General features: G+C 68.3%; 28 protein-coding genes and 1 tRNA gene. 14 read left to right on the forward strand and 15 right to left on the reverse strand.

Annotated elements, in window-relative coordinates; translation table 11 throughout:
• The first annotated feature begins 61 nt into the window (after window positions 1-61).
• A complete protein-coding gene (locus tag FVE25_RS49660) occupies window positions 62-1216 on the forward strand; it encodes an acyl-CoA dehydrogenase family protein (RefSeq protein ID WP_157254397.1) in 1155 nt (384 codons plus the stop codon).
• A gap of 118 nt (window positions 1217-1334) precedes the next feature.
• Window positions 1335-1410 (forward strand) — tRNA-Lys (locus FVE25_RS49665).
• 107 nt (window positions 1411-1517) lie between these two features.
• On the opposite strand, the gene FVE25_RS49670 is transcribed toward FVE25_RS49665, so the two are convergent.
• The gene (locus tag FVE25_RS49670; protein WP_157254398.1) at window positions 1518-2810 is read right to left on the reverse strand and encodes a tyrosine-type recombinase/integrase; all 1293 of its coding nucleotides are present in this window, start codon (window positions 2808-2810) and stop codon (window positions 1518-1520) included.
• Between the two features lie 202 nt (window positions 2811-3012).
• Window positions 3013-6345 carry a type ISP restriction/modification enzyme gene (locus FVE25_RS49675; RefSeq protein ID WP_157254399.1) on the reverse strand — a complete coding sequence of 1111 codons (3333 nt, stop codon included), beginning with the start codon at window positions 6343-6345 and terminating at the stop codon, window positions 3013-3015.
• Between the two features lie 335 nt (window positions 6346-6680).
• Here FVE25_RS49675 and FVE25_RS49680 point away from each other — a divergent pair, with 335 nt between their 5' ends.
• Window positions 6681-7514, forward strand: a complete 834-nt coding sequence (locus tag FVE25_RS49680; protein WP_157254400.1) for an IS5 family transposase — start codon at window positions 6681-6683, stop codon at window positions 7512-7514.
• Window positions 7511-7951 carry a hypothetical protein gene (locus FVE25_RS49685; protein ID WP_219825988.1) on the forward strand — a complete coding sequence of 147 codons (441 nt, stop codon included), beginning with the start codon at window positions 7511-7513 and terminating at the stop codon, window positions 7949-7951. Before FVE25_RS49680 ends, FVE25_RS49685 begins: the two co-directional genes overlap by 4 nt.
• A 303-nt stretch (window positions 7952-8254) precedes the next feature.
• On the opposite strand, the gene lepB is transcribed toward FVE25_RS49685, so the two are convergent.
• The 3 genes from lepB to FVE25_RS49700 form a co-directional block, all read right to left on the reverse strand.
• Window positions 8255-8758 carry a signal peptidase I gene (gene lepB, locus FVE25_RS49690; RefSeq protein ID WP_157254401.1) on the reverse strand — a complete coding sequence of 168 codons (504 nt, stop codon included), beginning with the start codon at window positions 8756-8758 and terminating at the stop codon, window positions 8255-8257.
• A gap of 34 nt (window positions 8759-8792) precedes the next feature.
• Complete coding sequence (locus tag FVE25_RS57265; protein WP_219825989.1) at window positions 8793-9026, reverse strand: integrase core domain-containing protein; 234 nt, start codon at window positions 9024-9026, stop codon at window positions 8793-8795.
• 119 nt (window positions 9027-9145) lie between these two features.
• A complete protein-coding gene (locus FVE25_RS49700; protein ID WP_157254402.1) occupies window positions 9146-10084 on the reverse strand; it encodes an RNA polymerase sigma-70 factor in 939 nt (312 codons plus the stop codon).
• Window positions 10085-10271: 187 nt separating this feature from the next.
• Here FVE25_RS49700 and FVE25_RS49705 point away from each other — a divergent pair, with 187 nt between their 5' ends.
• Both FVE25_RS49705 and FVE25_RS49710 read left to right on the forward strand, forming a co-directional pair.
• Window positions 10272-10790 (forward strand): carboxymuconolactone decarboxylase family protein, encoded by a 519-nt coding sequence (locus FVE25_RS49705; RefSeq protein WP_246268696.1) that lies wholly within the window; start codon window positions 10272-10274, stop codon window positions 10788-10790.
• Between the two features lie 15 nt (window positions 10791-10805).
• Entirely contained in the window at window positions 10806-11558 is a 753-nt protein-coding gene (locus FVE25_RS49710) for an SDR family oxidoreductase (RefSeq protein WP_157254403.1), read from the forward strand.
• Window positions 11559-11638: 80 nt separating this feature from the next.
• Here the strand turns inward: FVE25_RS49710 and FVE25_RS49715 are convergent, their stop codons facing one another.
• From FVE25_RS49715 to FVE25_RS49725, 3 genes are all read right to left on the reverse strand, one after another.
• Window positions 11639-11899, reverse strand: coding sequence for a hypothetical protein (locus FVE25_RS49715; protein ID WP_157254404.1), 261 nt, complete (start codon window positions 11897-11899; stop codon window positions 11639-11641).
• A 163-nt stretch (window positions 11900-12062) separates the two neighbouring features.
• A complete protein-coding gene (locus FVE25_RS49720; protein WP_157254405.1) occupies window positions 12063-12908 on the reverse strand; it encodes an SDR family NAD(P)-dependent oxidoreductase in 846 nt (281 codons plus the stop codon).
• 20 nt (window positions 12909-12928) lie between these two features.
• Window positions 12929-13684 carry an SDR family oxidoreductase gene (locus tag FVE25_RS49725; RefSeq protein WP_246268699.1) on the reverse strand — a complete coding sequence of 252 codons (756 nt, stop codon included), beginning with the start codon at window positions 13682-13684 and terminating at the stop codon, window positions 12929-12931.
• Window positions 13685-13795: 111 nt separating this feature from the next.
• Between FVE25_RS49725 and FVE25_RS49730 the strand changes: the two genes are divergently transcribed.
• Both FVE25_RS49730 and FVE25_RS49735 read left to right on the forward strand, forming a co-directional pair.
• On the forward strand, window positions 13796-14371 hold the full coding sequence (locus FVE25_RS49730) for a TetR/AcrR family transcriptional regulator (protein ID WP_219825990.1): 576 nt from the start codon (window positions 13796-13798) through the stop codon (window positions 14369-14371).
• Between the two features lie 343 nt (window positions 14372-14714).
• Window positions 14715-15083 (forward strand): STAS domain-containing protein, encoded by a 369-nt coding sequence (locus tag FVE25_RS49735; protein WP_157254406.1) that lies wholly within the window; start codon window positions 14715-14717, stop codon window positions 15081-15083.
• Between the two features lie 12 nt (window positions 15084-15095).
• Here FVE25_RS49735 and FVE25_RS49740 read toward each other — a convergent pair whose 3' ends face one another.
• The gene (locus tag FVE25_RS49740; RefSeq protein WP_157254407.1) at window positions 15096-15446 is read right to left on the reverse strand and encodes a helix-turn-helix transcriptional regulator; all 351 of its coding nucleotides are present in this window, start codon (window positions 15444-15446) and stop codon (window positions 15096-15098) included.
• A 320-nt stretch (window positions 15447-15766) separates the two neighbouring features.
• On the opposite strand from FVE25_RS49740, the gene FVE25_RS49745 reads away from it, so the two are divergent.
• On the forward strand, window positions 15767-16240 hold the full coding sequence (locus tag FVE25_RS49745; protein WP_219825991.1) for a pyridoxamine 5'-phosphate oxidase family protein: 474 nt from the start codon (window positions 15767-15769) through the stop codon (window positions 16238-16240).
• Between the two features lie 39 nt (window positions 16241-16279).
• Here FVE25_RS49745 and FVE25_RS49750 read toward each other — a convergent pair whose 3' ends face one another.
• On the reverse strand, window positions 16280-16513 hold the full coding sequence (locus FVE25_RS49750; RefSeq protein WP_157254408.1) for a DUF4235 domain-containing protein: 234 nt from the start codon (window positions 16511-16513) through the stop codon (window positions 16280-16282).
• A gap of 126 nt (window positions 16514-16639) precedes the next feature.
• Between FVE25_RS49750 and FVE25_RS49755 the strand changes: the two genes are divergently transcribed.
• Window positions 16640-17194, forward strand: a complete 555-nt coding sequence (locus FVE25_RS49755) for a hemerythrin domain-containing protein (protein WP_157254409.1) — start codon at window positions 16640-16642, stop codon at window positions 17192-17194.
• Here FVE25_RS49755 and FVE25_RS49760 read toward each other — a convergent pair.
• Window positions 17184-17612, reverse strand: coding sequence for a cytochrome P450 (locus tag FVE25_RS49760; RefSeq protein ID WP_219825992.1), 429 nt, complete (start codon window positions 17610-17612; stop codon window positions 17184-17186). The two genes, FVE25_RS49755 and FVE25_RS49760, sit on opposite strands and share 11 nt — an antisense overlap.
• A 178-nt stretch (window positions 17613-17790) precedes the next feature.
• Window positions 17791-18216 carry an EF-hand domain-containing protein gene (locus FVE25_RS49765; protein WP_157254410.1) on the reverse strand — a complete coding sequence of 142 codons (426 nt, stop codon included), beginning with the start codon at window positions 18214-18216 and terminating at the stop codon, window positions 17791-17793.
• Window positions 18217-18329: 113 nt separating this feature from the next.
• On the opposite strand from FVE25_RS49765, the gene FVE25_RS49770 reads away from it, so the two are divergent.
• The gene (locus FVE25_RS49770) at window positions 18330-19427 is read left to right on the forward strand and encodes a carboxylate-amine ligase (RefSeq protein ID WP_157254411.1); all 1098 of its coding nucleotides are present in this window, start codon (window positions 18330-18332) and stop codon (window positions 19425-19427) included.
• Window positions 19428-19484: 57 nt separating this feature from the next.
• Here the strand turns inward: FVE25_RS49770 and FVE25_RS49775 are convergent, their stop codons facing one another.
• Window positions 19485-20342, reverse strand: a complete 858-nt coding sequence (locus FVE25_RS49775; protein WP_246268700.1) for an SDR family oxidoreductase — start codon at window positions 20340-20342, stop codon at window positions 19485-19487.
• Window positions 20343-20416: 74 nt separating this feature from the next.
• On the opposite strand from FVE25_RS49775, the gene FVE25_RS49780 reads away from it, so the two are divergent.
• Window positions 20417-21961 (forward strand): FAD-dependent oxidoreductase, encoded by a 1545-nt coding sequence (locus tag FVE25_RS49780; RefSeq protein ID WP_157254412.1) that lies wholly within the window; start codon window positions 20417-20419, stop codon window positions 21959-21961.
• Window positions 21962-21990: 29 nt separating this feature from the next.
• On the opposite strand, the gene FVE25_RS49785 is transcribed toward FVE25_RS49780, so the two are convergent.
• Window positions 21991-23988: a catalase gene (locus FVE25_RS49785; RefSeq protein ID WP_157254413.1), complete on the reverse strand. Its 1998-nt coding sequence runs from the start codon at window positions 23986-23988 to the stop codon at window positions 21991-21993.
• A 49-nt stretch (window positions 23989-24037) separates the two neighbouring features.
• Window positions 24038-24913, reverse strand: coding sequence for a glycosyltransferase family 9 protein (locus FVE25_RS49790; RefSeq protein WP_157254414.1), 876 nt, complete (start codon window positions 24911-24913; stop codon window positions 24038-24040).
• Window positions 24914-25010: 97 nt separating this feature from the next.
• Here FVE25_RS49790 and FVE25_RS49795 point away from each other — a divergent pair, with 97 nt between their 5' ends.
• Window positions 25011-25568, forward strand: coding sequence for an SRPBCC family protein (locus FVE25_RS49795; protein WP_157254415.1), 558 nt, complete (start codon window positions 25011-25013; stop codon window positions 25566-25568).
• A gap of 54 nt (window positions 25569-25622) precedes the next feature.
• Window positions 25623-25970 carry a PRC-barrel domain containing protein gene (locus FVE25_RS49800; RefSeq protein WP_157254416.1) on the forward strand — a complete coding sequence of 116 codons (348 nt, stop codon included), beginning with the start codon at window positions 25623-25625 and terminating at the stop codon, window positions 25968-25970.
• The last annotated feature ends 184 nt before the right edge of the window (window positions 25971-26154 follow it).

Raw genomic sequence — 26154 nt, forward strand, 5'->3', positions numbered from 1 at the left:
TCGCACATCGGGATTCGCCCTGGTACAACCCTGGTAGCCCCCTAAGGAGGAGTGGACCGTCATGGAAGACCTGCTGCGCATAGACGACCGGCTCAACCCTGACCAGCGCCTGATCCGCGACACCGTGAAAAGTTTCGTGGCCGACCGCATCCTCCCCAACGTGGGCGACTGGTTCGAGCAGGGCACATTCCCCTCCCGCGAACTGGCCCCGGTCCTGGGCGAACTGGGCCTCCTCGGCATGCACCTGGAGGGCTACGGCTGCGCCGGCACCGACGCGACCTCGTACGGCGTGGCCTGCCGTGAGCTGGAGGCCGGCGATTCCGGTCTGCGATCCTTCGTCTCCGTCCAGGGCTCGCTGGCGATGTTCCCCATCTGGAAGTACGGCTCGGCCGAGCAGAAGGAGGAGTGGCTCCCCCGCATGGCCGCCGGCCAGGCGATCGGCTGCTTCGGCCTCACCGAGCCCGACCACGGCTCCGACCCGTCCGGCATGCGCACGTACGCCAAGCGGGACGGCTCCGACTGGATCCTCAACGGCTCCAAGATGTGGATCACCAACGGCTCCGTGGCGGACGTGGCCGTTGTCTGGGCCCAGACCGACGAAGGCATCCGAGGCTTCGTGGTCCCGACCGACACCCCCGGCTTCTCCGCCCCCGAGATCCACAAGAAGCTCTCCCTGAGGGCATCGATCACCTCATCCCTGTACTTCGACGACGTCCGCCTCCCCGCCTCCGCCGTCCTCCCCGAAGTGTCGGGCTTGAAGGGCCCCCTGTCCTGCCTGTCGGAGGCCCGTTTCGGCATCCTGTGGGGGGTCGTGGGCGCCGCCCGCGCCTGCCTGGAGTCGGCCGTGGAGTACTCCAAGACCCGCGTGCAGTTCGACAAGCCGATCGGGGCGTTCCAGCTGACGCAGGAGAAGCTGGCATGGATGTACGTCGGCGTGGGCCAGGCATCCCTGACCGCCTTCCACCTGGGCGCCCTGAAGGACGCCGGCCAACTGCAGCCCCGGCAGGTCAGCTTCGGCAAACTGGCCAACGTCCGCGCCGCCCTGGACATCGCCCGCCAGGCCCGCTCCATCCTCGGCGGGAATGGGATCACCCTGGAGTACCCGGTCATCCGCCACATGAACAACCTGGAGAGCGTCCTCACCTACGAAGGCACCCAGGAAATCCACACGCTGGTCCTCGGCGAAGCCCTGACCGGCCTGGCCGCCTACCGCTGACCCCTTTTGACGCCGCCGGGGCACTTGTTGCCCCGGAGGGGCTTGGGGGTGCGTTATCGTGGCCTGCGGTAAGCCCGTCGCGTACCGACGGGTAACCTCTGTACCCTGCATGTTGCGAGGGGCGTTAGCTCAATTGGCAGAGCTGCGGACTTTTAATCCGTAGGTTCCGGGTTCGAGCCCCGGGCGCCCTACCACTCTGACCTGCGGATTTGCTGACCTCTTGATCAAAGAATCAAGAGGTGGGTCATACCTGGGTCACGCCTGGGACAAACCGACACCACGGACCATTTCGGCAAAGCGCCTATCGGGGCGGTCGGGTTGTTCGGCGACGTCGGAGTCGAATCGTCCGCTTCCGTAGTCTGTGACCTGCCCTTCGCGCTGTGCTCATCACCAGGCGTGCCGTCGCCTCGGCCGCCTCGTGATGAAGTTCGGGCAGCACCGAGGTGTAGGTGTCGGAGGTCAGCACGATGCTGGCGTGCCCGAGCTGACCCTGGACCGTACACGGGTCAACATGCGCCGCCAACGCGGTGGAGGCGGCGCCGTGCCGCAGGTCATGCAGCCGTACCGGAGGCAGCCCACTGGCCGCCACCAGATAGCGGAACCGATATGTCAGGTAGTCCGGTCGTATCGGCTGACCGTCCTCACGGGTGAACACCCAGCCAGCGACATCCAGCCCCTTCTGGTGCTGGCGTTGCTGATGGCGACGTAGAAGGCGGGTCGTCTCGGTGTCCAAGGCGATTGTGCGCTGACTCGCCTCGCTCTTGGGCGGGACGACTTGCAGCCGGCCATTGACGTGGATGAGCTGCTGGACGACCGTAAGTTCGCGGGTCTCCAGGCCGATGTCCACCCACCGCAGGCCGACGAGCTCGCCGCGACGCAAGCCGCGCAACGCGGCCAGCCACCACAGCGTATGCAACGCGTCCTCGCGGACGTAGTCCAAGAACGCCGTCAGGTGCTCCGTCGTCCACACCGCCACCGCCGGACGCTGTCCCGTGGCCTGCCACACCGCTACGCGACTTCGAGTCCAAACCTGGGCGTGAGGCCGCCGGGTACGCGGCAGCCCCAACCGGCGTGCCGGGTTCGTGTCAATGAGACCTTCGCGGATCGCCTCGTTGAGTGCCACCCGCAAGGTGGCGTGGACCCTCTGCACAGTGGACGGCGACAGCGCCTTGCCGTACCGATTTCGCCGCTGAGTTAGGCCGGCGAAGAAGCGGCGGAGATCGACTGGCCCGAGTTCCGCAATCGGGATCCGGCCCAAGCCAGGGACCAGGTGGATTCGCACATGATCGGCATAGCCTTGCCTAGTACGCTCGCGGACGAACTGGAGGGTAGCCAGCCAGTGGCGCAACCACTGCGCCACGGTGCACGCTGCGCTCACCCCACCTGGGTCATCAGCGGCGGCGAGTTCGCGGGCAGCGCGCATGGCGTGCTCTGCAGTACGAAAGCCGCCCCGCCGCACCCGCTCCCTACGTCCGCTCGGGCCCAGCACCTGGATCGCGAAGTACCACGAACCGTGACCTTCGTCAGCCAGATCCGGGCAGGCCCTGTCATGATCTGAGCACCCGCACCGCTTGTACACCACCGGCTCGCCCATCTTGCTCCCCTCTCCTCCACTAGCAAGACGGGCAAATCAGGAAGACGTGACGTCGTTCGAGCGATGTTCGTACAACGCCGGGCTCGTCCCGCAGCATCACCGTCCGTATCACCCGCCCCAGCGGGCCTCGTCTCTGTGGGATCGAGACTGAACAGGTCTGGTACGCAGACAGAGACTCATATCTCGGACCCGCTGATTAAGGTCAGCTGTCAGGAAGAGGCTCGGCACTCGTCTGCGTTGACTTCGGCGGCCTCGTCGCTGATTCTGGAACCGGGAGCACGCCAGTTGCGGCGAGGTCAGCCTGGCCTACCAGCGGCCCCGAGCACACGTCGGCCAGCACCTGGTCCTGCTCGGGGTGCATCAGGACACATCCGGTCAAGACGGAAAGCAGTGCCAGGAATTCGAGTGTCAACTCACGGTTCCACGAGTCCTGCGTGACGTCGTCGAGGCTGGATGTCCGGCGCTTGTTTCGAGGCTGGAGGGTCCGGTCGTTCAACCACCGCCACACGATGCGCCGACCAGAAACCGTGTAGTCGATGACCTCCTGACGTACGGGGGCGAATGTTCCGCTGCCCACTGTGAGTGTCTGCGTTCTGGGGTCGTAGTCGAGGTGCTCGTCGAGCCGCTCAGGGAGTGCCCGAACGGCGGTGAGGCACTTGACGCCGAACCGTTCGACAAGGGCACGTTCTGAGCGTCCCCGCCCTGCGGCGGGATCAACGCAGCGGCTGCCGTAGGTGTGGAGCCAGAGAATCTCGCGTCCGATCGCCACTGCCCGATCCCACAGCTTCGGATCCGCCGTGAGCGGGACGCGGACGCCCGGTTGCCGAAGATACTCCCGGAATCGGCTGGTGTATCCGGGATGCGCGGTGATCGCCGCGATATACGCCAGCACGTCGTCTGCACAGATGGGAGTGCCCAACCGGATGCGGAGGTGTTCGAGCAGGTGCCGGGTCATATTGGGGACGCTGCCCAGGCAATCGCGCCAGAGCGGACGCACACCGCCGCCGCCCCAGCCCTTGAAGTTATCCAGGTCGGGGATGAGCCCGGAGAAAACCAAAGCCGGGCCATCAGTAATCTCGTGGGAGTCCTGCTCGGAAACGTAGATCTGGTGCTCGGATCGGACTTGCCAGAGTGGCGGACGGGCCATGACGAGAAGCCGGTTGTCGGGGATGAGCCACTGCCGATCGAACGAGCGGTAGGCCACCTGGATCGGCTCGGGACACGGCCCTGACTCCTCTACCAGCGAGCGTTGGACTGGTGGGAACCCAGGCAGCGGGCCGACTCGGCTGTGCAGAGTGCGATCCCGCCCCTCTCTGAAAAGTTTCCGCTGGTCCTCGGTCGAGGCAGCAAGGAGGGTCTGCCACCGGGTGCGCAGGACCTCGACGGTGGGCGCGTACACCCACGCTCGTCCTGCCGTGACGCCCCTCGACCGCCACGGCATCAGGTCACCGAGCGAGGGGAACGCCGCCCATTGCGCGTCGGGGGCCGGGAGGAAGGAGTCCTGCCACCCGCTACCGCAGGAATGCCAGCACGGTCCTGTCGTCGTCAACTGCGCCAGCGCGGCTGTCTTCTCCTCACGCGTTCCGTGTAACTCCAGATGGCGGACCACCGCAGGCTTCTCCGCGTCGGAGTCAGCCGTCCTGGCGAAGACCAGGATGCTGAGCTGGCGCCCAACATCCTGTCCGAGGACTCGGGTCGCGATCGGCGGGCGGTTCCCTTCCGGTGTGAGCTCGATGACCCAGCCCAGGTCACACGTGCGTCGCAAATACTGGCGCAGGCCCCGGAAAGCAGCACCTCTGACCACGCTCGACGGGACGATAAACGCCACTACGCCTTCCGGCATACGATGTTCGGCCTCGAACACTTTCCAGGCCGCCCACCGCAGGAAGTACCACGGCATTCCATGCAGGTCCGATTCGTAGCGGCCGAGGCCGTCGGCTCGGAACTCGTCAAGCGAGGGGCGATCAACCCTGGCTCCGAGCCGGGGCATCCCTTTGCGAGGCCGTTCGATCCATTCGGCTCGGCCCTTGGCGTTCTCCACATGCGGCGGGTTCCCGATTACCACCATCACCGGGACTCTGCGCTTGATGTCGTTCGCCTTGTCCCGTGCCTCCTCCATCACTCGGTACGGCGCGCCCAGCGTTGGCTGCACATGGTGTGGGTCGGCTAATGCGTCGGTGAGAAATCGCAGGGCCTCAGGTGGGGTCTCCACCGCGAACCGGCTCTGGAACGATCCATGGATCCGTAGCTCAGCCACAGCGTACGGGGCTACCTGGATCTCGAACCCGATCAGCCGGTCGGTGACCAGGTCGTTGACGTAGTCATCCCGCGACCCGTACCCGAGCTTGTCTGCAACCCGGTCCGCGACACAGCCGATGACCTCGACCAGAAAGGTGCCGGTTCCCATCGCCGGGTCGACAACCACCACGTTGTCGTCGGCGAACCCCCACTCCTTATCAAGGTGCTCACGAAGCACCGCGTCCACGAACCGAACAAGATGGCGGGCGACGCTGACCGGGGTGTAGTAAGAGCCGGTCTCCTTGCGGAGAGTGGGGTCGTAGCTCGCGAGGAAGTGTTCGTAGAGATAGGCGTAGGCATCTGCCGGGCTGACGTCGAGCGTCTGCAGATCGGCGACGCTGACCACGCGGCGAAGGGTCTCGATGGTGTTGAGCTCATCGTCGGCCCCGCTGGTGAGCACCGCGAACGCCTGCCCCATCAGCAGGTGTCGTTTGCCCAGCTTCCGAGCGATCTCCTGATAGGACTCGCCAACCAGGTTGATACCATCCGAGCGGGCCAGCAGCAGCGCGAACGTGACGGTCTGGGCAAAGGCGTCGGCGAAGCGCTCATGGTTGAGCCCCGGGAATAGCAGTTTCCGCCAGTCGTCGGCCAGCAGCGCCAGCCTCATCTGGGAGCGCTTCTTCAACGGGTCGGTGATTGCGGCGTACACTTCGTCCTTCAACAGGCCACACAGCCCACCCAGGATCTTTACGAGAGAGCCCAGCGTCCGAGGAGACTCTGGCTCCCAGAGCATGAACCGCCGGACGATACCCATCAGGTCGACGACGGCCGACGCCGCCGGACGCCGCAACTCCGCGACGGTATTCGCCAGCCTGACAATCGGCGAGATCCGTTCGCCGAACGAGTACTGCGCCCAGGTGACCCCGTCCGAGTAGACCACATTGGGAAGGGCGGAGAGCTTGCCCCACTGCTCCAAATCCCGCTTGTCGGGGCGCCACTCGGGCGCTCCTGGCACTCCCTTGCCCGGTCTCTTCAACTCGACGTAGCCGACGCGGACCTGTCCAATGTTCACCGCATAGTCCGGCCGCGCCCGCAGATGCTTCAACCGCACCTCGCCGTAGGGGATCGCCTCGACACCGATCAACGCGCCGAGGTCGCGCAGCAGGGACTCCAACGGGCCACGGAACTGGTCCTCTTCCGCTCCACCCAGCCCTCGCTTCTCCACCACCGTGCGGCCGAACCTGGCCACGATCGCGTCCGCGGTGGTTCCGGTGTCGAGCTTGGGAACTCGGGCCACACACACCTCCGGTCGACGACCAGCACCCCACTCACTGTGACCGCCGCATCAAAATCCATCAAGATACGAAACGGAAACCATGCCACTGAGCGCGAGCTCCCACCGGCCCGGCCCGCTGCGCTGGACCTATCACGGACCGTGACTTGCTCAGCCTCACGCCATCGCTCATGCAGACGGGCAGACGAAGTCCCGCTACACCATCGAGGGTCGTCCTCTCGGTCTACTTGAGCCTGAGAGGGCGTTGCGCGAGTAGATGTCTTTGATGTCGCAGTGTGATCGGGTGGTTTTATAGCGTTACCGCCTGTCGGCCGGTGCGCGTGTGCTGAGATGGCTGGGTGAGCGAGCGCAAGCCGTACCCGAGTGACTTATCCGACGAGCAGTGGGCGTTGATCGAACCGGTGATCACGGCGTGGAAGGCCGCGCACCGCTCCGTCAGCGGCCACCAGGGCAACTACGCGATGCGCGAGATCGTCAACGCGATCCTCTACCAGGGCCGGACCGGCTGCCAATGGCAGTACCTGCCGCACGACCTGCCGCCGGGTAGCGCGACCTACTACTACTTCGCCAAATGGCGCGACGACGGAACCGCCCAGAAGATCTGCGACCTGCTGCGCTGGCACGTGCGGGAGAACAAGGGCCGATTAGCCGATCCGAGCCTGGTCGTGCTGGACACCCAGAGCGTGCACGCCTCAGCCGGGGTCCCCCCCACCACGACCGGAAAGGATGCGGCCAAGAAGGTGCCGGGCCGCAAACGTGGCCTGGCCGTGGACGTGCTCGGCCTGGTCATCGCCGTGGTCGTGCTGGCCGCCTCAGCCCACGACAACACCGCCGGGATCGCTCTGCTGGACCGCATCGCCGCCCACACCGGCGCCACTGTGACCAAAGCACTGGCCGACCAGGGGTTCAAGAACTCGGTCGTCGACCATGGCGTCACCCTCGGGATCGACGTGGAGATCGTCGAACGCAATCCCGCCAACCGTGCCTTCGTCCCCCAGCCGAAACGATGGATCGCCGAGCAGACCTACGGCACCTTGATGCTGCACCGGCGCCTGGTACGCGACTACGAGCACCTGCCGGCCAGCTCCGAATCACGGGTGTATTGGGCGATGACAGCCGTGATGTCCCGCCGCCTGGCCCACGGCCCCGCTCCGTCGTGGCGCTCGTCGTGACCAGAGCCGGCGGGCAGGAGCCAGATCCCGGCACGTGGCTGCTGGACAAGATCGATGCCCGTGAACAGGCCGTGACCTGCCAGATCGAGCAGACCCGCGCCGAGATCGACACCCTGACCACACGACTGCGCGACCTCGAACAAGCGGCCGAGCACCTGCGGATCACCCGCAAGACGCTGCTCAGTCTCGCCGACCAGCCTGGGGCCGGGAATGTCCCGCCGGCTCCCGTCCTCCCCAGCCACCCCGCCTACCGGCAGATCCTGGACCTGTTCGCCGACTACGGCCGGCCTCTACGAGCACGCGATCTGTGCGAGGCCATGGACCTACCCATCGTCGCGAAGAACACCGAGAAGATCCGCGCCAAGCTCAAACGCCTGGTCAGCCAGGGCATCCTCGCCGAGACCGAACCCGGCTTGTTCACTCAGCCGCGTCCGTAGCTTCACCGCAACGCTCCTCACCAGCCTGCCCTGCTCAAATCCAAGCGACCAAAGGGGCACCAACTCACGCAACGCCCTCTGAGATGCGAAAACGCAGACCCGTCCAACCACAGGCCAAGCCGACTGAAACCAACCCTGGCGGCACGGCCCGGAACGGCCTTCGTGAAGCAGTCAGGTGTGTAGTCCCGGAATCCGGGCTGCCTCGATGGGCCTGGAAGAACCCGCTATCGACCAGCCAGCGGTGCGAACCGTGCCGGAAGCGGAAGCTGATTTCCAGGTCGGGCCGCCACTGGGTGCCCTGAGTCAGCCCGCCGGACGCTCCACGACGCCGATCACGCTGGACACAGCGATGGTTCCGCCGCCAGGGCGGTCCTGACGGGTGCGGGAGTCGGCGGCGGCGGCACGGTTGTCTCCCAGCACCCAGAGCCGATCAGGCGGAACCGTGACGGAGAACATGCTGGTGGACGACGGGCTCATGCCCTGGAGATAGGGCTCGTCCAGCGGCTTGCCGTCGACTACCACGCGTCCTTGCCCGTCACAGCAGTCGACCCGATTGCCGGGCACCCCGATCACGCGGTAGACGAAGACGCCGTCCGCCCACTCGGGGGCCTTGAACGCGACGATGTCACCCGGCTTCGGCGGCCTGCCGTCCTTGAGCGGCTGAGCGGTGACCGTGGTTCCCCGTTCGATCGTGGGTTCCATGGCATCGCTGTTGACCTGGATCTTGGCGCCGCCCGTGATCTGCGACACCATGCCGCACCCCGTCAGCAGCGTCATGCTCAGCAGAGCCGCGGCAACCCTCATCATCACCCATCCCATAGGGGAAACAAGGCCAGTAAATCTAGCCGACCAGTCCTCCCGACGCTCCCGGACTCCCAGTCCGAGCGCAGGATGCCGTACGCGATCGAGTCATACGTCTTGCCGCCTGCCCGAGCGTCCGATGTGGTCGATGCTCGTTGTAAAACGTCTCGAACTCTCGCAGCGCGTGGAGTAAATGAGGTTGGTTCCAGATCAGGGTGCGGTCCAGCGGTTCGCGACGGCAGGTCTGTATCCAGCGCTCCATGGTGGAGTTCATGCGCGGGATGCGGATGCCTGTGGTGACGACCGACCGGTGTGGGAGCGATGCCGTGCTCTTTCGAGATCCCCCACACGGTGGAGGCGGTGATCTTGATGCCGAGTGCGGTCTCACCGGGCTCAGCGGGTCACGGTGGTCTCCCGCTCGACGTGCGACAGCTTCTCGGGATTGCGCACGTGGTAGGCGCCGGTGACGTAGCCGTTCTCCACGCGCACCGCCACCACTCCGTCGATCTTTCCGTCGACCCGTACGAGCAGTCCGGGGCCGCCATTGATCTGAACCAGCTCGACCGACCGTTCCGCGTCGCGTTTCCACCAGCCGACGGCCAGGAGGCGAGCCACGTTGTCGATCCCCACGACGGGCCGCAGCAGGGCGTGCCTGACTCCGCCGCCGTCGCTCAAGGCGACGACATCGGGCGCGAGGACGTCCAGCAGGCTCTGCAACTCCCCGGTTTCGACAGCCCGCTGGAATGCCTGGAGCGCGGCCCGGGTCTCGGCCGGGGAGGTGAGGCCGCGGGGTCGGCGGGCGGCGACATGGGCGCGCGCCCGGTAGGCGATCTGGCGGACCGCGTTCGGGCTCTTGCCGACGGCTTCGGCGATCTCGTCGTAGTCCAGATCGAACACCTCGCGCAGCACGAAGACCGCCCGCTCGGTCGGCTGCAACGTCTCCAGCACCAGCAGCATCGCCATCGAGACGCTCTCGGCGAGTTCGACGTCCTCGGCCACGTCGGGCGCGGTCAGCAACGGCTCGGGCAGCCACGGCCCGACGTAGGACTCTTTGCGCCGGCCGAGCGCGCGTAGCCGGTCCAGCGCCTGCCGGGTGACGATCCGCACCAGGTAGGCGCGCTCCTCCCGCACGGTGCCGAGATCGACGTCCACCCAGCGCAGCCAGGTCTCCTGCAGGACGTCTTCGGCGTCGGCGGCCGAGCCGAGCATCTCGTAGGCGACGGTGAACAGCAGGTTGCGGTGGGCGACGAACGCCTGGGTGGCGGAGTCGACGTGGTCGGCACGATCGAGCGGCTCGGCTGGGTCTGGACTCGGTTCCCTCCGCTCGGTCATGCCCCGCTCCTGCCTGTTCGTTCTCAGCACTGCCACACGCATAAGACGTGGGTCTCCATCGCTTTGTAACACCCACGTAGGTGGCCTATGTCACATGGCCGCGCTGTTACAGGGATCGGGGCGCCGGCGTCTCGTGGTCGTCAGCACGCCGCGCGAGCGATCCGTACGGCACCACGACGAGTTGAGAATGAGAAGGGAAGTCTTCCCCATGTCCTCGCCCACGACGACCGACCAGCGGTCGCGCATGCCCAATCCCCTCCCCTTCCTCCCCGAGATGGCGGAAGTCAGCCAAGGTCTACACAAAGCCCTCCAGAACGGCGCGATTCCGCAGACCACCATCCACCTGCTGCAGTTGCGCGCCGGGCAAATCCTCGGCAGCACGTACTTCGCCATCCGGGAGACCGGCAACCTCCGCCGGTTGGGGGAATCGGAGGAGCGCATCACCGCCGTGGCCACCTGGCGGGACGCCACCTACTTCACCGACGCCGAACGAGTCGCGCTGGAGCTGGTGGAGGCGGTCCTCACCCCGAACCCGTCCGGGGAGCGCGTCCCCGACGAGCTGTACGGCAGGGCGTCGGCGCACTACGACGACCAGGCGATGTGGTCGCTCATCATGGTCATCGCCCACATCGGCTTCTTCACCCCCGCCGCTCTCATCGCCAAGCCGATCCCCGGCATGCCACCCGGCCGGAACTACAGCGAGTAAGGAAGGAGCACCAGCATGAGCAGCACCACGTTCGCGGTGGCGGGAGCGACCGGGCGGCTGGGCCGCCACGTCGTCGACGTCCTGACCGAGCGGGGACACCGGGTCGTGCCGATGTCCCGCGCCACCGGGGTGGACATCATCACCGGTGAGCGCCTTGCCGAAGCCCTCACCGGGGTCGAGGTCATCATCGACGTCGCATCCTGGCACTCCTCCGACCAGGACGCCGCGACGGAGTTCTTCCGTACGTCGGCCCGCAATCTGCACGAGGCCGGCCGCAAGGCCGGGGTCGCCCAGATCGCCATGGCCTCCATCATCGGTGCGGACAAGGCCACCGCCGGCTTCCTCGCCGCCAAGAAGGTGCACGAGGAACTCCTGCTGTCCGGCCCGATCCCCGTCCGCATCCTGCGGGCCGCGCAGTTCCACGAGTTCGTCGGCCAGCTCCTGGACTGGCAGCAGGGCGACGTCGCCTACCTCCCGGCCCTGCCCGCCCAGCTCGTGGCCTGCCGTACCGTGGCCGAGGAACTGGTGGACCTGGCCTCCGCCCCCTCGGCCCCCGCACCACCGATCCCCGAGATCGCCGGCCCTCGCAGGGAGATCCTGGCCGAGGCGGCCCAGCTCCTCGGCGCCCGCCGAGGCATCAAGGTCGTCGGCGTCGACGGGTCCGGCATGCCCGACGCCGAGATCGCCGCCAACGGCGCCTTCCTGCCCGGCCCGCACGCCAAGCTCGCCGGCCCCACCTTCCAGGAGTGGCTCGGCACCCAGCCCTGAGCCGACCTTGCCCTTGTCCTCGGAACTCCCCCTCCCGGGGCCGAGAACAAGGGCTCCCCCGAGCCGCACCCCCCGGCGACTCAGCGGCTGCCTCTTCGAACGACATCCTCAGAAAGGGGCTCACTCAAGCCCGTCACCACGACCGCACTCGTCCTCATCGACCTGCAGAACCTCGTCGTCGGCCTCCCCACCAAGTAATCGGAGAAACCGTGCAGATACAGCACGGCCCGGTTCTGCGGGCGCGAGGCCCTGCGGGTGATGAGCGTGGCGAGGAGTTCGCCCTCCTCATCCGCGCCCAGCGGTAGGTCGGCCGCGTCGTAGCCAGGCCCGAGCACGTCCATCCTCGCCCCTCTCGCCGGTTGCGGGCGGGGGGCGCCCTTGGTGTTCCTTCACCCCGGTTATCGCCCTCGACGGCCAGACAGCTGTACGGTCACCCGCCCAGCTCCGAGGTGAATGTCGAGGCAGGGTCGGCATGTACGGCATCGGCCGGGGTGGGTTGCAGGGTCAGGCCACGCTGTGCTCACCTTGAGCCCGGGCCGACAGGTCCTGCCAGTCGGCCCAGGTCTGCAGCCGGTCGGCGTATGCCTGCTGGAGCATCGGGTAGAAGCCCAGGCCGAACAGCACCCTCAGCGGCGGGTTGGCGGAGTCGACGAGCGTGAGGAGCGCCTGGGCCGCGGCGGCCGGGTCGCCGGCGGGCTGCTTGCCCGCGAACCCGGCCAGGCGCTGCCGCAGCCCGTCGTAGATCGGGTCGGGCTGGGCCACGTGGCCGTTGGCCAGCGGGTCCGGGTTCTTGCCCGAGCGGGTGGCGAAGCCGCCGGGCTCGATCACGGTCACCTTGACGCCGAAGTCGGCGACCTCGCCGGCCAGGGCTTCGTTCAGCCCTTCCAGCGCCCATTTGGAGGCGTGGTAGGCGCCGCCGAGCGGTACCGCGATCAGGCCGGCCGCCGAGGACAGCTGGATGATGTGCCCGGCGCCCTGTTCGCGCAGGTGAGGCAGGACTGCCTGGATCACCCACACCGCGCCGAACAGGTTGGTCTCCAGCTGGTCGCGCAGCTGCTGTTCGGTCAGCTCCTCGATCGCGCCGACCTGGGCGTAGCCGGCGTTGTTCACGATGACGTCCAGGCGGCCGAAGTGCTGCTTGGCCCGCTCGACACTCTCGAAGACGGCGGCCCTGTCGGTCACGTCCATCGCCAGTGGGAGCACCGCGTCGCCGTAGGCGGTGACCAAATCGTCCAGGCTTTCGGTGGTGCGGGCGGTCGCGGCCACCTGGTCGCCGCGCGACAGGGCCGCCTCGACGAAGTGGCGGCCCAGGCCGCGGGAGGAACCGGTGACGAACCAGACCTTGCTCATGATGGGTTTCCGTTCTTCGTTTACCAGGAGATGGGGCCGAGGCGGTCGATGAAGGTCCCGGTCGGGCCATCGGCGTCGATCGTCGCGAGCTTGATGATCGAGTCGGTGCCCTCGGTGACCGTCAGCTGACCGGTGTGACGGTTCATGTCGGTGGCGGCGAACTTGCGGTTGGCGACCTCTCCGGGGGTGGCGAGGTTGAACTTGATCTCCGGCAGCGCCTGGGCGTACCGGACGGTGATCATGTTCAGCGCCGCCTTGGAGGAGCTGTAGGCGAGCTCGTGCATCTGGGAGGAGGGCTGGCCGGGATCGGTCACGACCGCGAAGGAGCCGACGCCGCTGGAGACCATCACCACCCGCGGGTTGTCCGCCGCGCGCAGCAGCGGCAGGAAGGCGTGGGTGACCCTGATCGGCCCGTACACGTTGGTGTCGTAGACCGAATGGACCTCCTCGGCCGTCGCGTCCGCCGGTGCGACGGCGTTGCCCGGCGCGCCGGCGTTGTTGATCAACACATCCAGCCGGTCGGTGTGCTCCCGGACCAGCCGGACGGCCTCGGTCACCGACTTCTGCGAGGTCACGTCCAGCGGGACCAGGACCACATCGGCGCCGCCCGCGGTCAGCTCGGCGGCGGCCGCCCGGCCCCGATCCTCATCCCGCGAGCCGAGGAAGACCGTCCAGCCCTGCGCCCCGAGCCGGCGGGCCGCCTCGAAGCCGAGCCCCTTGTTGCCACCGGTGATCAACACCGAGGTCTGCCCGGCGCTCGTCACGTTCACCGCCATCGCACATCCCTTCGAGCCAACAAAACGTTACGTAACGTTCGCAGAGTCTAGGGTAGGGCGTCCCGGAAGCGTCAAGAACGAAACGTTACGGTTTGGAGGTAGGGTGATCGCGTGAGTGATACGGGCGGCCGTACCGCGCGGTCGCGGGCGGCCATACTCCAGACGGCGCTCGACATGTGCACCGAGCAGTCCTACGCGGCGGTGACCATGGAGGCCATCGCCACCCGCGCACGGGTCGGCAAGCCGACGCTGTATCGCTGGTGGCCCTCCAAAGGGGCGCTGATGCTGGACGCGTTGCGCGAATGCCTCGAGCGACGCTACGGCCAGCCGTACTTCCTCATCCCCGACACCGGCGACCTCGCCGCAGACCTGCGCGCCTGGCTGCACACCATGGTCGAGGTGTTCACCGACCAGCAGGTGCGGGGGCTGCTCGCGGGGGTCGCGGGCACGGCCCAGCATGACCCCCAGCTCGCCGCCATCCTCAAACAGGAGGTCTACGGCCCTCTGTCGGGGCACAACCGCGAACGAATCCGGCGGGGACAGGAGCGAGGGCAAGGGGCGGGGCTCGATCCGCACCTGCTGGAGGACCTCCTCATCGCGCCCCTGTGGTACCGGCTGCTGGTGATCGACCAGCCCCTCGGCCCGGACTACGCCGACCGGGTGATCGACGCCGTCCTGAGACCCTGACCACATCCTCCCACCTCGCAGGAGCCGGGCTTCGGAGCACAGCAGACCGACACCGGGCCATGGGCGAAGGATCCGCCCCGTGGCCTTGCGGCAGGTCGGGCTGGGCGGGATGGGGAAGAGCGAGCTCACGCGATCCCGCAGGTCAATGCAGGCTCGCCACCCCTCTTCCAAGATTAATACTGAAAAGCCTTTCAGGTAAGACCGTTCAGGGGTTACCGTGAGGGGAGGACAGGGATGATTCATCCCGGCGGCAGAGAGGGGCGCCCCGGCCAGGGCACGCCCGAGGCCCTGTCTCCCGACATGTCCGGCAGGCTCAGCTTCCCGGACAGGGACGAGGCTCATCGTGACGCCGCTCCATCTGACTCGCCGCGCGCTGCCCGGCGGCACCCTGATCGGGGTGGCCGGCGAGCTCGACATCACCAACGCCACCGCACTGTGCACCTACATCGCGCAGGCGCACCCGGACGCCGCCCGCCCGCTGGTGCTGGACCTGGCCGCGGTCACCTTCATGGACTCAACCGGCCTGCACCTGCTCATCGATCTCCATCATCATGAGGACCAGCGCGGCGGCAGCCTGCACCTGGCCGCGCCGCACCAGCGGGTGATGCGGGTGCTGCAGATCACCGGCACCGACCAGCTCCTGCACACCTACCGCAGCCTCGAGGACGCGCTGGCCGCCGCCCACCTGATAGCGCTGCATCCCGCCGGCTGACCCCAGAGCGGGCTACCGGGCTCGGCGGCCCGGTGGCGGGCCGGGCGGGTCACGCTCGGCGAACATGTCGATCAGGCACCGCACCGGCAGGTCGGCCTCGGTCGGGTAGCGCAGGCGCAGCTCGGTGTTGAGGGTGTAGTGGTTGTGGCGGCCGACGCGCCGGCGGGTCAGGTAGCCGGCCTCGTGCAGGTCGTTGACGACGTTCTGCACCGTGCGCTCGGTGATCCCGATCCATGCGGCGATCGCGCGCAGCCGTACGTCGGGGTCGTGGGCGATCTCCAGCAGCACCCGGGCATGGTGGGTCAGGAAGGTCCAGGGCGGGGTCTCGGGCCGGCCGGACGGGTCAGGCGGGGCAGGGCTCACGATGCTCACACTTTCGGCCCGCCGGGTGACAGCCGTTGCGGACGGTGTCGTCTTGGTGACGCTCACCGGTGTTCAGGGTGAACGACCTTCCAGGTCACGCCCCTTCCAGGTGGAGATGGCCCGCTCCCGCCCGAACGTCGACTCGGACGGCACAGCGATACGTTTCACCCCTGCCCGAAAGCCCACCGCCCACTCCGCCCCGGCCATGACGACCGCGCGTGCTCCCTCGGAGGGCCCGGCACCGCGCATTTCATCGGCAGCGTCGAATCCGTCCCTCGCCCGTTCGTCTTCAGGATGTGAACCGTCATGAAGGAGTAGCCATGTCCTCAGCGACCCTGCCGCCGGCACGTGACCTCTCACGGCGACGAGCCGACACCCTTGACCGTCTGAGCGGCGGATTCCACATGTGGCTGGCCACCGGCAGCGACGGCCACGGGGCACACCTGATCCCCGTCGCCTACGTCTGGAACGGCTCGGCCTTGACCACCGCGACCTTCCGCCGCAGCCGCACGGTCTCGAACCTGCGGGCCAGGCCAGCGGCGCGGTTGGCGATCGGGGACACCGCGGACGTCGTCCTGATCGACGCCTACCCGGTTCTGCTCGACGTGCCCACCATCGACGTCGCCTCAGCCGAGGCGTTCGCGAAGGTATCGACAGATCCACGCAACGCCCCAGACACGTTCGTGTACATCCGCCTCGTCCCCAAGCGGATCCTCGCATGGAACTCTCTGGCAGAGTTCAGCGGCCGTACCCTCATGCTCGACGGCTCCTGGCTTGATACCCCCGTTGACTGAGCAGCCTCGTGGCGAACGGGTCGGCTCGTCGTGCGGGGTTCAGTCCTCCCCCGCCGCGGCGCGCTCGATGGCCGCCTTCACCACTCCGAAGATCGCTCCCTGCAGCGCCGCGGCCACCAGCACCTCGCCCCAGCCGTATCGGGTCGAGTCCGCCTCAGGTGGTTCGTCCTTGCCGGAGGCGAGCTTCCACACGTGTTTGAACACCGTGCCGGCGATCAGACCGCCGAGCACGCCACCGGCCATACGTGCCGGCTTCGCGATGACCTGTTTCATGGGGGTCACGCTTACCCAGCCAGATCCTGCCTAGTCCGCCCTGCCGTACCGGAATTCCCGCGCGAGGCAGGCGCGTATGTCGCGCTCCGCCGGGTAGCAGGACGCACGTCACGATCAGGAGGAATGATGTCACAGACTGTTATCGATCTCATCGAGGCGGACCACCGCGACGTTGAGATGATCTTCGAGAAGCTCAAGCGCCAGCCGGAGAACCGGCCCGCGCTGGTGGCCGAGCTGGCCGCCAAGTTCGTCGCGCACGCGCGCGCGGAGGAAACGAAGGTCTACCCCGAGCTGGCCAAGGCCAAGCCGTCGGAGCGCGGCGAGGTCCACCACGGCGTCGAGGAGCACCACGAGGCCGAGGAGCTACTGGCCAAGCTGATGGATGCCGACCCCGACAAGCCCGAGTTCATGCGGACCCTGGAGCAGCTGATCAAGGCGGTCGGCCACCACGTCGAGGAGGAGGAGACCGAGATCCTCCCGGCCATGGCCAAGGCCATCCCCGCCGACAAGCTCGTCAAGCTGGGCCGTGTCTTCAGCCAGGCCAAGGCCGACGAGCTGGCCACCCCGCCCAAGCCCGTCGGGCGGACCAAGCAGGAACTCGTGGACCAGGCGAAGGAGAAGGGCATCACTGGCTTCAGCTCGATGACCAAGGACGAATTGATCGACGCGCTCAGCGACTAGCGGCACCCTGGCCCTTTGGCCCACCGCTCCGAAGATCAGCCCGCTCTGCGCGGAGGCGCACGTCGGAGATGATGAAGCCGCTGCGGGGCCGGGTCGGCACCCTGCGCAGGGAGATGGTCAGGTCTTGGCGCGGCACCGTGTAGTCGAGCTGCGCCAGTTGTACGGCCAGCGTACGAAGTATCGCCATAGTCACCGCTTCGCCGGCACAACGGTGACCGGTGTGCGGATCGCCACCCCCCTGAGGCACGAGATCGTCGCGTCCGACGGAGACGCCGACGAACCTGCCGGGATCGAAGACGTAGGGACGCTCCCACAGTTCCCCGTCATGGTTTTGGCCGTAGAGGTCGAGCAGCACCAGGGCGCCTTCGGACATCTGCTCACCCTGCCAGGTCAGATCCTTGACGGCGAAGGCGCCCACGAAGGGGGCGCCGCGAAGGCGACGTACCAGGCGACCGCGACCGTGGTCCTGATGATGTTGAGCAGCTCGGTCGCGGCGGACCACCCGGCCGCCGCTGCGGCGCCACAGTCATCTATGCCGCTTGCCCCTGAGGCCGCCGACGAAACAGCCGGTCAAGCGCGCCCTCCAGCGGTCGCCGTCAGCAGGCGCGGTAGGCGCGGACGAACGACTCGTACAGGGGACGGGGCAGGACCGGGCGGCCGGTGGGGTTGATGTTGCGCAGAAAGGCGACGATCTGCGCACGAGGGAAGTCCAGGCCGCGAAAGGCCAGCCACTGGCGCAACGACCGAGCGTCGATGCGGGCGGCGAAGCGGGTGTGCAGGAGTTCGCCGTAGAAGGGGGCCGGAGCGCGCTCGCGGAGCCGGTCGAACCCCTTGCGGCTGACCAGCCCGTCGTCGTCGCTACCGGCAAGAGTGATCAGGAAGTCGACGTCCTCGCCGCTGACCGGGTGCATCAGAGCCAGTCCCAGAAGGATCTCCTCGGCCGAGAGCCGGCCGTCGCCGTTGCTGTCGAACAACTCGAAGGCGTCTCGTTCGAGGGGTTCGCGGACTCCGGGCGGTGCCATGGGAAGGACTCCTTTCGCTCAGCCGGCGAGCTGAGCCGACCTCTCAGCTACCCCGGCAAGCCGTCTTCAGGCATGTTCGGTTGAGGTGGATCGGCGCGGGTAGCGGGCCGGTCATGACAGCCGATCTCAGCCCGTGCACCGTCGGCGTGGAGGAGGAGTTCCTGCTCGTCGACGCCGCGGGCAGGCCACGCTCCCGTGCGGACGACGTCCTGCTGCGGGTCGGAGAGCACCCCTTCGGCGGCTCCTACCAGCAGGAGCTCTTCCAGACGCAGATCGAGGCCGCCACCGGGGTGTGCGACACCTTGGAGGACGTGCGCGAGCAGGTGGACCGGGCCCGCGCGACGCTGTCCGGGCACGCGGAGGCCGAGGGGGTACGCCTGCTGGCCTCGGGTACGCCGCCGATGCCCGGACCGGCGCCCCGTCTGACCTCCGGCGAGCGGTTCAGGCTGATCACCCGGATCCACGGCCAGGTGGTCGCCGGCTATCAGGCGTGCGGGCTGCACGTGCACGTGGGGGTGGCCGACCCCGATCTGGCCGTGGGCGTGCTCAACCACCTGCGCCCCTGGCTGGCGACGCTGCTGGCATTGTCGGCCAACTCCCCCATCCACCACGGCCGCGACACCGGGTTCGCGAGCTGGCGCATGCTGGAGCAGGCCCGTTTCCCCGGCTCGGGAGTACAACCGTGGTTCCGCTCCGCGGCCGACTACAACCAACGCCTCACCCAGCTGCTGGAGCAGGGGCTGGTGGCCGACCTGGCGATGTCGTTCTGGCTCGCCCGCCGCTCGCCGCGCTGGCCGACCGTCGAGATCCGCGTCGCGGACACCGCCATGACGGTGGACGACGCGGTCCTGCAGGCCGCGCTCACCCGTGCGCTGGTCGCCACCGCCTTGTCGGAGCTGGACCACGGCAGGGAGGCGGTGCGGGCGGACAGCTGCGTGGCCGCCGTGTGGAACGCCGCCCGGCACGGCCTGGACGGCCCATTGGTGGACCCGGTCACCGGAGACCGGGAAGCCGCCGCCGACCAGCTCGCCCGCCTGATCGCCTTCGTCGCCCCCGCGCTGGAGGAGCTGGGCGACCTGCCGGCGGTCCGCGCCTTGCTGCGGGCCGTGGATCGGCACGGCACGGGTGCGGTACGGCAACGCCGCGCCGTACGACATGGACCCAGGGCGCTGCTGGAGGCGCTCACCCACGGGGAACGGACACCGTCGTGAACCAGACGCGGTAGGGCTGAGGGTGCGTGAGCATCGTCGAATCCCGCCGGGACCTGGTCAACCGGGCAGGGTCTCGCCGCCGATCGGGGCCAGGATTTCGCCGCTGTAGTAGGACGACAGGCGGTTGGCGGCGAAGAACACGTACGAGGGCGCGATCTCGTCGGGATGCGCCGGTCGGCCCATGGGCGTCTGTTCGCCGAAGTCCTCGACCCGCTCCTTGGGGAAGGTGGCCGGGATGAGCGGCGTCCAGACCGGACCGGGCGCGACCGCGTTGACGCGGATGCCGCGTTCCAGGAGGTTCTGCGCCATCGCCTGGGTGAAGGCGTTGACCGCGCCCTTGGTGGCCGAGTAGTCCAGGAGCGTCTTGTTGCCGCGCAGCCCGTTGACCGAGGAGGTGTTGACGATCGCCGCCCCTTCTCCCAGGTACGGCAGCGCCGCCTTGGTCACCCGGTAGTAGCTGTGGATGTTGACCGCGAAGGTGCGCAGCCACTGCTCGTCGGTCAGTTCGTCCAGGGCGTCGACCGGCTTTTGATAGGCGATGTTGTTGACCAGGATGTCCAGGCCGCCGAGCTCGGCGACGCTCTGTTCGACGACGTGCCGGCAGTGGGTGGCCTCGGCCAGGTCTCCGGCCATGAGCACGCACTTTCGCCCGGCCTTCTCGACCAGGGCCCGGGTGTGGGCGGCGTCCTGGTGCTCCGACAGGTAGGCGATGGCGAGGTCGGCGCCCTCCTTGGCGAAGGCGATGGCGACCGCGCGGCCGATGCCGGAGTCGCCGCCGGTGATCAGGGCCCGTTTGCCCGCCAGCAGGTCGCGCCCGAGGTAGTCGCGCATTTCGTCGTGCGGGTCCGGAACCATCTGGTCGCTGTCGCCTGGATAGCTCTGTTGCTGGGGTGGCGGGGTGTCGTTACCTGGCATTCCTCCCGGCTTTCCACACAACGCGAAGTCAAACGTCAGGTGACCCGGCGCGCGGCGGGGGCAGGTGAGCAGGTATGACATCGATTCCCGCAGTCGCCGAGTCGTATTGGATGCAGACGACGCCCGCCACGTCGTATCCGCCGCTGGAACAGGACGTCGTCGCCGACGTCGCGGTGGTCGGGGCCGGGATCGCCGGCCTGAGCACCGCCTGGGAACTGGCGCGCGCGGGCATGTCGGTGGTGGTCGTGGAGGCCGACCGGATCGCCGCCGGAGTGAGCGGCTACACCACGGCCAAGCTGTCCGCCCAGCACGGCCTGATCTATCAGCGGCTGGCCGAAGCCTACGGCGCGGAAGCGGCCCGTTTGTACGCCTCATCCCAGCAGGACGCCGTGGACCATGTCTGGGACGTGGCCGCGGAGCTGGGGGTCGACTGTGAACTGGAACGCCTGCCCGCCTACATCTACGCCGAGTCGCCGGACGAGGCCGGCCACGTGCGCGCCGAGGCCGAGGCCGCCGGACGTGCGGGCCTTGCCGCCTGTCTCGCCGACGTGACCGGGCTGCCGTTCGAGGTCGCGGCCGCCCTGAAGGTGGACGGCCAGGCCCAGTTCCATCCGCGCAAATACCTGCTCGCGCTGGCCGATGACCTGACGCGCCGCAAGGCCGCGATCTACGAACGCAGCCGCATCACCGGCCTGAAAGAGGGCAAGCCATGCCAGATCACCTGCGAGAACGGGCACACGGTCACCGCCGCCGACGTCGTGATCGCCACGCACTATCCGGTCTTCGACCGGGCGCTGCTGTTCTCCCGCCTCCTGCCACGCCGTGAACTGGTCGTGGCCGCCCCCATCCCCGCCTCCCAGGACCCGGCCGGCATGTACCTCACCCGGGAACACCGCATCCGCTCGATCCGCACGGCCCCCTACGGCGACGACCGGCGGCTGCTCATCGTCACCGGCGAGTCGGCCAAACTCGGCGCGGACGACACCGCCGAACGCTTCGAACGCCTCGCCGGCTGGACACGGACCCACTTTCCCGGCGCCGAGATCGCCTGCCACTGGGCGGCACAGGACAACGACACCACCGACCACCTCCCGCACGTCGGCCTCTTCCACCCCGGCGCCCGGCACGTCTACGTGGCCACCGGGTTCGCCGGATGGGGCATGAGCAACGGGGTGATGGCCGGCAGCCTGCTCGCGGCCTCGCTGACCGGCCGGGAAGAGCCATGGGCCAAGCTGTACGACCCACGGCGCCTCCACCCGATGCGCGAAGCCCTCTCCGTGGCCAGGCAGCAGGCCGAGGTCGCCCGCCACTTCATCGGCGACCGGCTACGCCGCCCGCACCTCGACCGGGTCGAGGACATCGCGCCCGGCTGCGCGGCGGTGGTCCGGCTGGAGGGCGAGCACCGCGCGATCTACCGCCAGAAGGACGGCACCGTGCACAACGTGTCGGCCACCTGCACCCACCTGGGCTGCCTGGTGGCCTTCAACGAGGCCGAGACCACCTGGGAATGCCCCTGCCACGGCTCCCGCTTCGATATCGACGGCAACGTCCTCAACGGCCCCGCCACCAAGCCCCTGACCGGCGTGCGACCCGAGCCGCCGGACATGTCCCCGGCCTGACGTGCCGGCCCAGCTCCTGACCACACCGCTCAGGCGGCCAGGGTGGAGATGTCGCGGTCGTAGAAGCGGTGCGCGCCGATCGCCTCGGCGAACGCGTCGGCGACCGGGTCGCCGGTGATGACACCGCGGTCGCCGGGCAGCGCGGCGGCGTGCAGCAGTTCGAGGCCGGTGCCGACTGCCGCGATGGGCTTGCCGTGCTTGTACGCCTCCCGGATGAAGTGCACCGCCTGCCCGAGCTGGGCGAGCTGCTTGCCGTCGGCGAGCAGCACGGCGTCGTACAGGACCGAGGCGGCGGTGCCGAGCCGCTTGTCCACCGCCACCTCGCCCGCCATCCCCTCGCGCGGCGCCAGGACCTCGCAGACGGCTCCGAGCTCTTCCAGCCGCCGGCGTACGGCCAGCACCGCGTCGGCGTCGGCGCCGTCGGCCATCAGCACCGCGACCTTCCTGGTGGCCGGCGTGCCCGGCCGGCCGGCCAGGCTGAGCGCGGGCGAGGTGCGGTCATGCACCTCGGTTCGCTCCGGTACGGCCAGCCCCAGGCCCGCGGCCACCAAGGCCGCCAGGTCCGGGTGAATCGCGCCCAGGTGAGCGAGCACGCCTTGCTTGATCGGCCCTTGCGTCACATGCCCGAGCTCGAACAGGAACGCCTCGGCGATGTGCTGCTTCTCCCAGTCGCTCATGCTGTTCCAGAACAAGGTCGCCTGGCTGTAGTGGTCGGCGAAGCTCGGGCTGCGCTCGCGGACCTTGCGGCCATCCACCCTCTCCTGGAAGTGCCGGTAGCCGTCGCCCGCCGCAGGGCAGCCGCCGGACAGTGAGTTCGGCGCGTAGCTGGTCCGCGAGGTGTGCACGAGGTGCTGGCCGTACCCATCGCGCTGGTCGTTGTGCACGCCGGTGAGAGGCCGGTTGACCGGAAGCTGCGCGAAGTTGGGCCCGCCCAGCCGGATCAGCTGAGTGTCGAGGTAGGAGAAGAGCCTGGCCTGCAGCAACGGGTCGTTGCTGAAGTCGATGCCGGGCACGACGTTGGCCACGTGGAAGGCCACCTGCTCGGTCTCGGCGAAGAAGTTGTCCGGATTCCGGTCCAGAACCAGGCGGCCGACCGGGCGCACCGGAACCACTTCCTCAGGGATGATCTTGGTCGGGTCGAGCAGGTCGACGCCGAACTCGTGCTCCCGCTCCTCCGGCACGAGCTGGACCCCCAGCTCCCACTCCGGGAAGGCGCCCTGTTCGATCGCCTCCCACAGGTCGCGGCGGTTGAAGTCGGGATCGTTGCCCTGGATGCGCAGCACCTCGTCCCACACCAGCGAGTGGGAGCCGAGCAGCGGCTTCCAGTGGAACTTCACGAACGTCCCCTGCCCGGCGGCGTTGACGAAGCGGAAGGTGTGCACGCCGAAGCCCTGCATCATGCGGTAGCTGCGCGGGATCGCCCGGTCCGACATCAGCCACATGACCATGTGCAGCGTCTCCGGCTGCAGCTGGACGAAGTCCCAGAAGGTGTCGTGGGCCGACTGGGCCTGCGGGATCTCGTTGTGCGGCTCCGGCTTGACGGCGTGCACGAAGTCGGGGAACTTGGCGCCGTCCTGGATGAAGAAGACCGGCATGTTGTTGCCGACCAGGTCGAAGTTGCCCTGCGGGGTGAAGAACTTGGTGGCGAAGCCGCGCACGTCCCGCACCGTGTCGGCCGAGCCGCGTGAACCCGCCACGGTCGAGAACCGCACGAACACCGGCGTCCGCGCCGACGGATCGTTCAGGAACTGCGCCGCCGTCCACTCGGCCAGCGGCTCATAGACCTGGAAGTGGCCGTAAGCTCCCGCGCCCCGCGCATGCACGACCCGCTCCGGGATGCGCTCATGGTCGAAACGGGTGAGCTTCTCGCGGACGTGGAAATCCTCCATCAAGGTGGGGCCACGCGTGCCCGCGCGCAGCGAGTTGTCGGTGTCGTCGACCCGGATGCCCTGATCGGTGGTCATCGCGGCGTCCGCGGAACGGACGCGATGCTGGTCGAGCTGGCGGTTCTTGGCGTCTTTGGTCATGCGCCGCCGCATACCCACACCCGGGGCGTCAAACAGCCGCCCGCCGCCGTCAGTCCAAGAGGCACTGAGCCGCCGCCAGAACCTCCGACTTCTTGATCGCGAGAACCCCCTCGCCGCCCGGGTCGCGCGAGAGTCCCCTGCACAACACGATGTGCCGCCCACGCGGTGACGAATCCGGCTGCACGGGCGAGCCATGACCGGACAGAACGACCGCCGGGGTGGCGAACGCGCCGGCCAGGCGGGCGATGCCGGTCTCGCCCGTGATGACGAGCCTGGCCGTGCGCACCAGTTCCGCGAGTTCCGCCACCTCGGTACGGCCGGCCGCCACCTGGTCAGGCGGCAACGCCGCCGCGGCGGCGACCCGGGCGGCCAGCGAACGGTCTGCGGACGAGCCGGTCACCACCACGCGCAACCCTTGGCGGCCGAGCTTCCTGGCGATGTGGGCGAAACGTTTGGGCCGCCACCGGTGGGCCCGAGAGGATGCTCCCGGATGCACGATGACATGCGCTTTCGGCTGATGCGTGCCCAGGAGCAGATCGCCCGGGTCGGTGGCCATGCCGTACCAGTTGAGCAGATCGCACCAGCGCTGCACCTCGGGCACGTCCAGCAGCCAGCACGGACCGTCGGGACCATAAGACAGGAGATCGCCCGGCTGCGTGTCACGCAGCGCCCGGACGCTGTTCGGCCCCTTGCCGTGGAAGTTCACCCCGATGTCCGGCTGCTCGTAGGGGATGGGGCCGGGGCCCGACACGTCCAGCAGGTCGGTGCCGGCGTCGATCCGCGGCAGGAGCCCGGCCAGCCGGGCGGGGGCGGCGAGGACTATGCGCCGCAGCGGATGCGCCCGGCGCAGCGCCCTCAGGGCGGGAACGATCGTGAGGAGACCTTCCAGACCGCGGCCCCGCAGGACCAGCACGTCGAGAGCCATGGCAGTGGGACTACCCCGACGGACCCCGCTCAGGCGTCGGACGGGCACGGTGATCCAAACGGTTACCTCCGCGACCTGACGGGCAGAGGAGATGGCCATGAGCACCATCGAGTATTCCGCGGACGTCCGTGTCCCCGTGAGCGTCGCCTATAACCAGTGGACGCAGTTCGAGAGCTTCCCCGAGTTCATGCAGGGGGTGGAGTCGGTCAGGCAGCTCACCGACACGCGCGCCGCCTGGCTGGCCGAGATCGCCGGGGTCAAGCGGGAGTTCGAGAGCGAGATCACCGAGCAGCATCCCGACGAGCGCGTGGCCTGGCGCAGCCACGGCCCGCCCAGACACGCAGGCGTTGTCACGTTCCATCGGCTCGACGACACCACCACCCGCGTCATGCTCCAGATGGAATACGACCCCGAGGGGTTCGTCGAGACCGCCGGCGACTGGCTTCAAGTCGTCAGGATGCGCGTGCAGGGCGATCTGCGCCGTTTCAAGGACTTCATCGAATCCCGCGACCGGGAGACCGGCGCCTGGCGCGGGGACGTGCCGCGCCCGAACGCTCCCGGTGCCGATACCTCACCGCACACCCGGTCCGCACAAAGCCACGAGGCGCCGCTGCCGGGCACCGGCTACCCGGCGCCTCCGGCATCGGGCGGCTGACCCGCGCGCTCGCGGCCGGGCCGCCCATCTCCAAATCCACAACAGGAGGTTTTCATGTACGACATGTGGAGCTATCGACCTGGCGTCCACGACGACGACACTCTCGACATCGTCGGCTTCGACGTCGAGGCCACCGACGGGTCGATCGGGTCAGTGGACGAAGCCCAGCACGAGACCGGCTCACGCTGCATCGTGGTCGACACCGGCCCGTGGATCTTCGGTTCCAAGCACGTGCTACCGGCCGGCACCGTCATCCGGATCGACCCGCAGGAACGCAAGGTCTACCTGGCGCGGACCAAGGACGAGATCAAGGACGCGCCCAAGTACGACAAGGACACCTACCGCGACGGCCCGTATCGCGACGCGCTCGGCGACTACTACAGCCGCTACCCGACCATCTAGCAGCGCGCCGTCCCCTACGTGCCCTCGGCCCCCGGGCAGACCGATGCCCGGGGGCTGCGCTCGCTGTTTCGTCATCACGTCAGGGGGCGTCATCGATGTGGAAGCCACCTGCTGGGATGGACAGCCGCCGAACGCGAACATCGCGGCTCTCGTCCTGGACCTGCTGGACCTGCTGGACCTGCTG

The sequence above is a fragment of the Nonomuraea typhae genome (genome assembly GCF_009760925.1).
Classification (GTDB): Bacteria; Actinomycetota; Actinomycetes; order Streptosporangiales; family Streptosporangiaceae; genus Nonomuraea; species Nonomuraea typhae.

Bases quoted from the DNA above. Each gene is read 5' to 3' on its own strand.
- FVE25_RS57265 (WP_219825989.1), bottom strand. From the start codon at position 9,026: ATGAACTCCACCATGGAGCGCTGGATACAGACCTGCCGTCGCGAACCG.
- FVE25_RS49785 (WP_157254413.1), bottom strand. From the start codon at position 23,988: ATGACCAAAGACGCCAAGAACCGCCAGCTCGACCAGCATCGCGTCCGT.
- FVE25_RS49710 (WP_157254403.1), top strand. From the start codon at position 10,806: ATGAGCAGCACCACGTTCGCGGTGGCGGGAGCGACCGGGCGGCTGGGC.
- FVE25_RS49725 (WP_246268699.1), bottom strand. From the start codon at position 13,684: ATGGCGGTGAACGTGACGAGCGCCGGGCAGACCTCGGTGTTGATCACC.
- FVE25_RS49720 (WP_157254405.1), bottom strand. From the start codon at position 12,908: ATGAGCAAGGTCTGGTTCGTCACCGGTTCCTCCCGCGGCCTGGGCCGC.
- FVE25_RS49770 (WP_157254411.1), top strand. From the start codon at position 18,330: ATGACAGCCGATCTCAGCCCGTGCACCGTCGGCGTGGAGGAGGAGTTC.
- FVE25_RS49765 (WP_157254410.1), bottom strand. From the start codon at position 18,216: ATGGCACCGCCCGGAGTCCGCGAACCCCTCGAACGAGACGCCTTCGAG.
- FVE25_RS49795 (WP_157254415.1), top strand. From the start codon at position 25,011: ATGAGCACCATCGAGTATTCCGCGGACGTCCGTGTCCCCGTGAGCGTC.
- FVE25_RS49660 (WP_157254397.1), top strand. From the start codon at position 62: ATGGAAGACCTGCTGCGCATAGACGACCGGCTCAACCCTGACCAGCGC.
- FVE25_RS49775 (WP_246268700.1), bottom strand. From the start codon at position 20,342: ATGCCAGGTAACGACACCCCGCCACCCCAGCAACAGAGCTATCCAGGC.
- FVE25_RS49745 (WP_219825991.1), top strand. From the start codon at position 15,767: ATGTCCTCAGCGACCCTGCCGCCGGCACGTGACCTCTCACGGCGACGA.
- FVE25_RS49800 (WP_157254416.1), top strand. From the start codon at position 25,623: ATGTACGACATGTGGAGCTATCGACCTGGCGTCCACGACGACGACACT.
- FVE25_RS49780 (WP_157254412.1), top strand. From the start codon at position 20,417: ATGACATCGATTCCCGCAGTCGCCGAGTCGTATTGGATGCAGACGACG.
- FVE25_RS49755 (WP_157254409.1), top strand. From the start codon at position 16,640: ATGTCACAGACTGTTATCGATCTCATCGAGGCGGACCACCGCGACGTT.
- FVE25_RS49670 (WP_157254398.1), bottom strand. From the start codon at position 2,810: ATGGGCGAGCCGGTGGTGTACAAGCGGTGCGGGTGCTCAGATCATGAC.
- FVE25_RS49715 (WP_157254404.1), bottom strand. From the start codon at position 11,899: ATGGACGTGCTCGGGCCTGGCTACGACGCGGCCGACCTACCGCTGGGC.
- FVE25_RS49700 (WP_157254402.1), bottom strand. From the start codon at position 10,084: ATGACCGAGCGGAGGGAACCGAGTCCAGACCCAGCCGAGCCGCTCGAT.
- lepB (WP_157254401.1), bottom strand. From the start codon at position 8,758: ATGATGAGGGTTGCCGCGGCTCTGCTGAGCATGACGCTGCTGACGGGG.
- FVE25_RS49705 (WP_246268696.1), top strand. From the start codon at position 10,272: ATGAGAAGGGAAGTCTTCCCCATGTCCTCGCCCACGACGACCGACCAG.
- FVE25_RS49750 (WP_157254408.1), bottom strand. From the start codon at position 16,513: ATGAAACAGGTCATCGCGAAGCCGGCACGTATGGCCGGTGGCGTGCTC.
- FVE25_RS49790 (WP_157254414.1), bottom strand. From the start codon at position 24,913: ATGGCTCTCGACGTGCTGGTCCTGCGGGGCCGCGGTCTGGAAGGTCTC.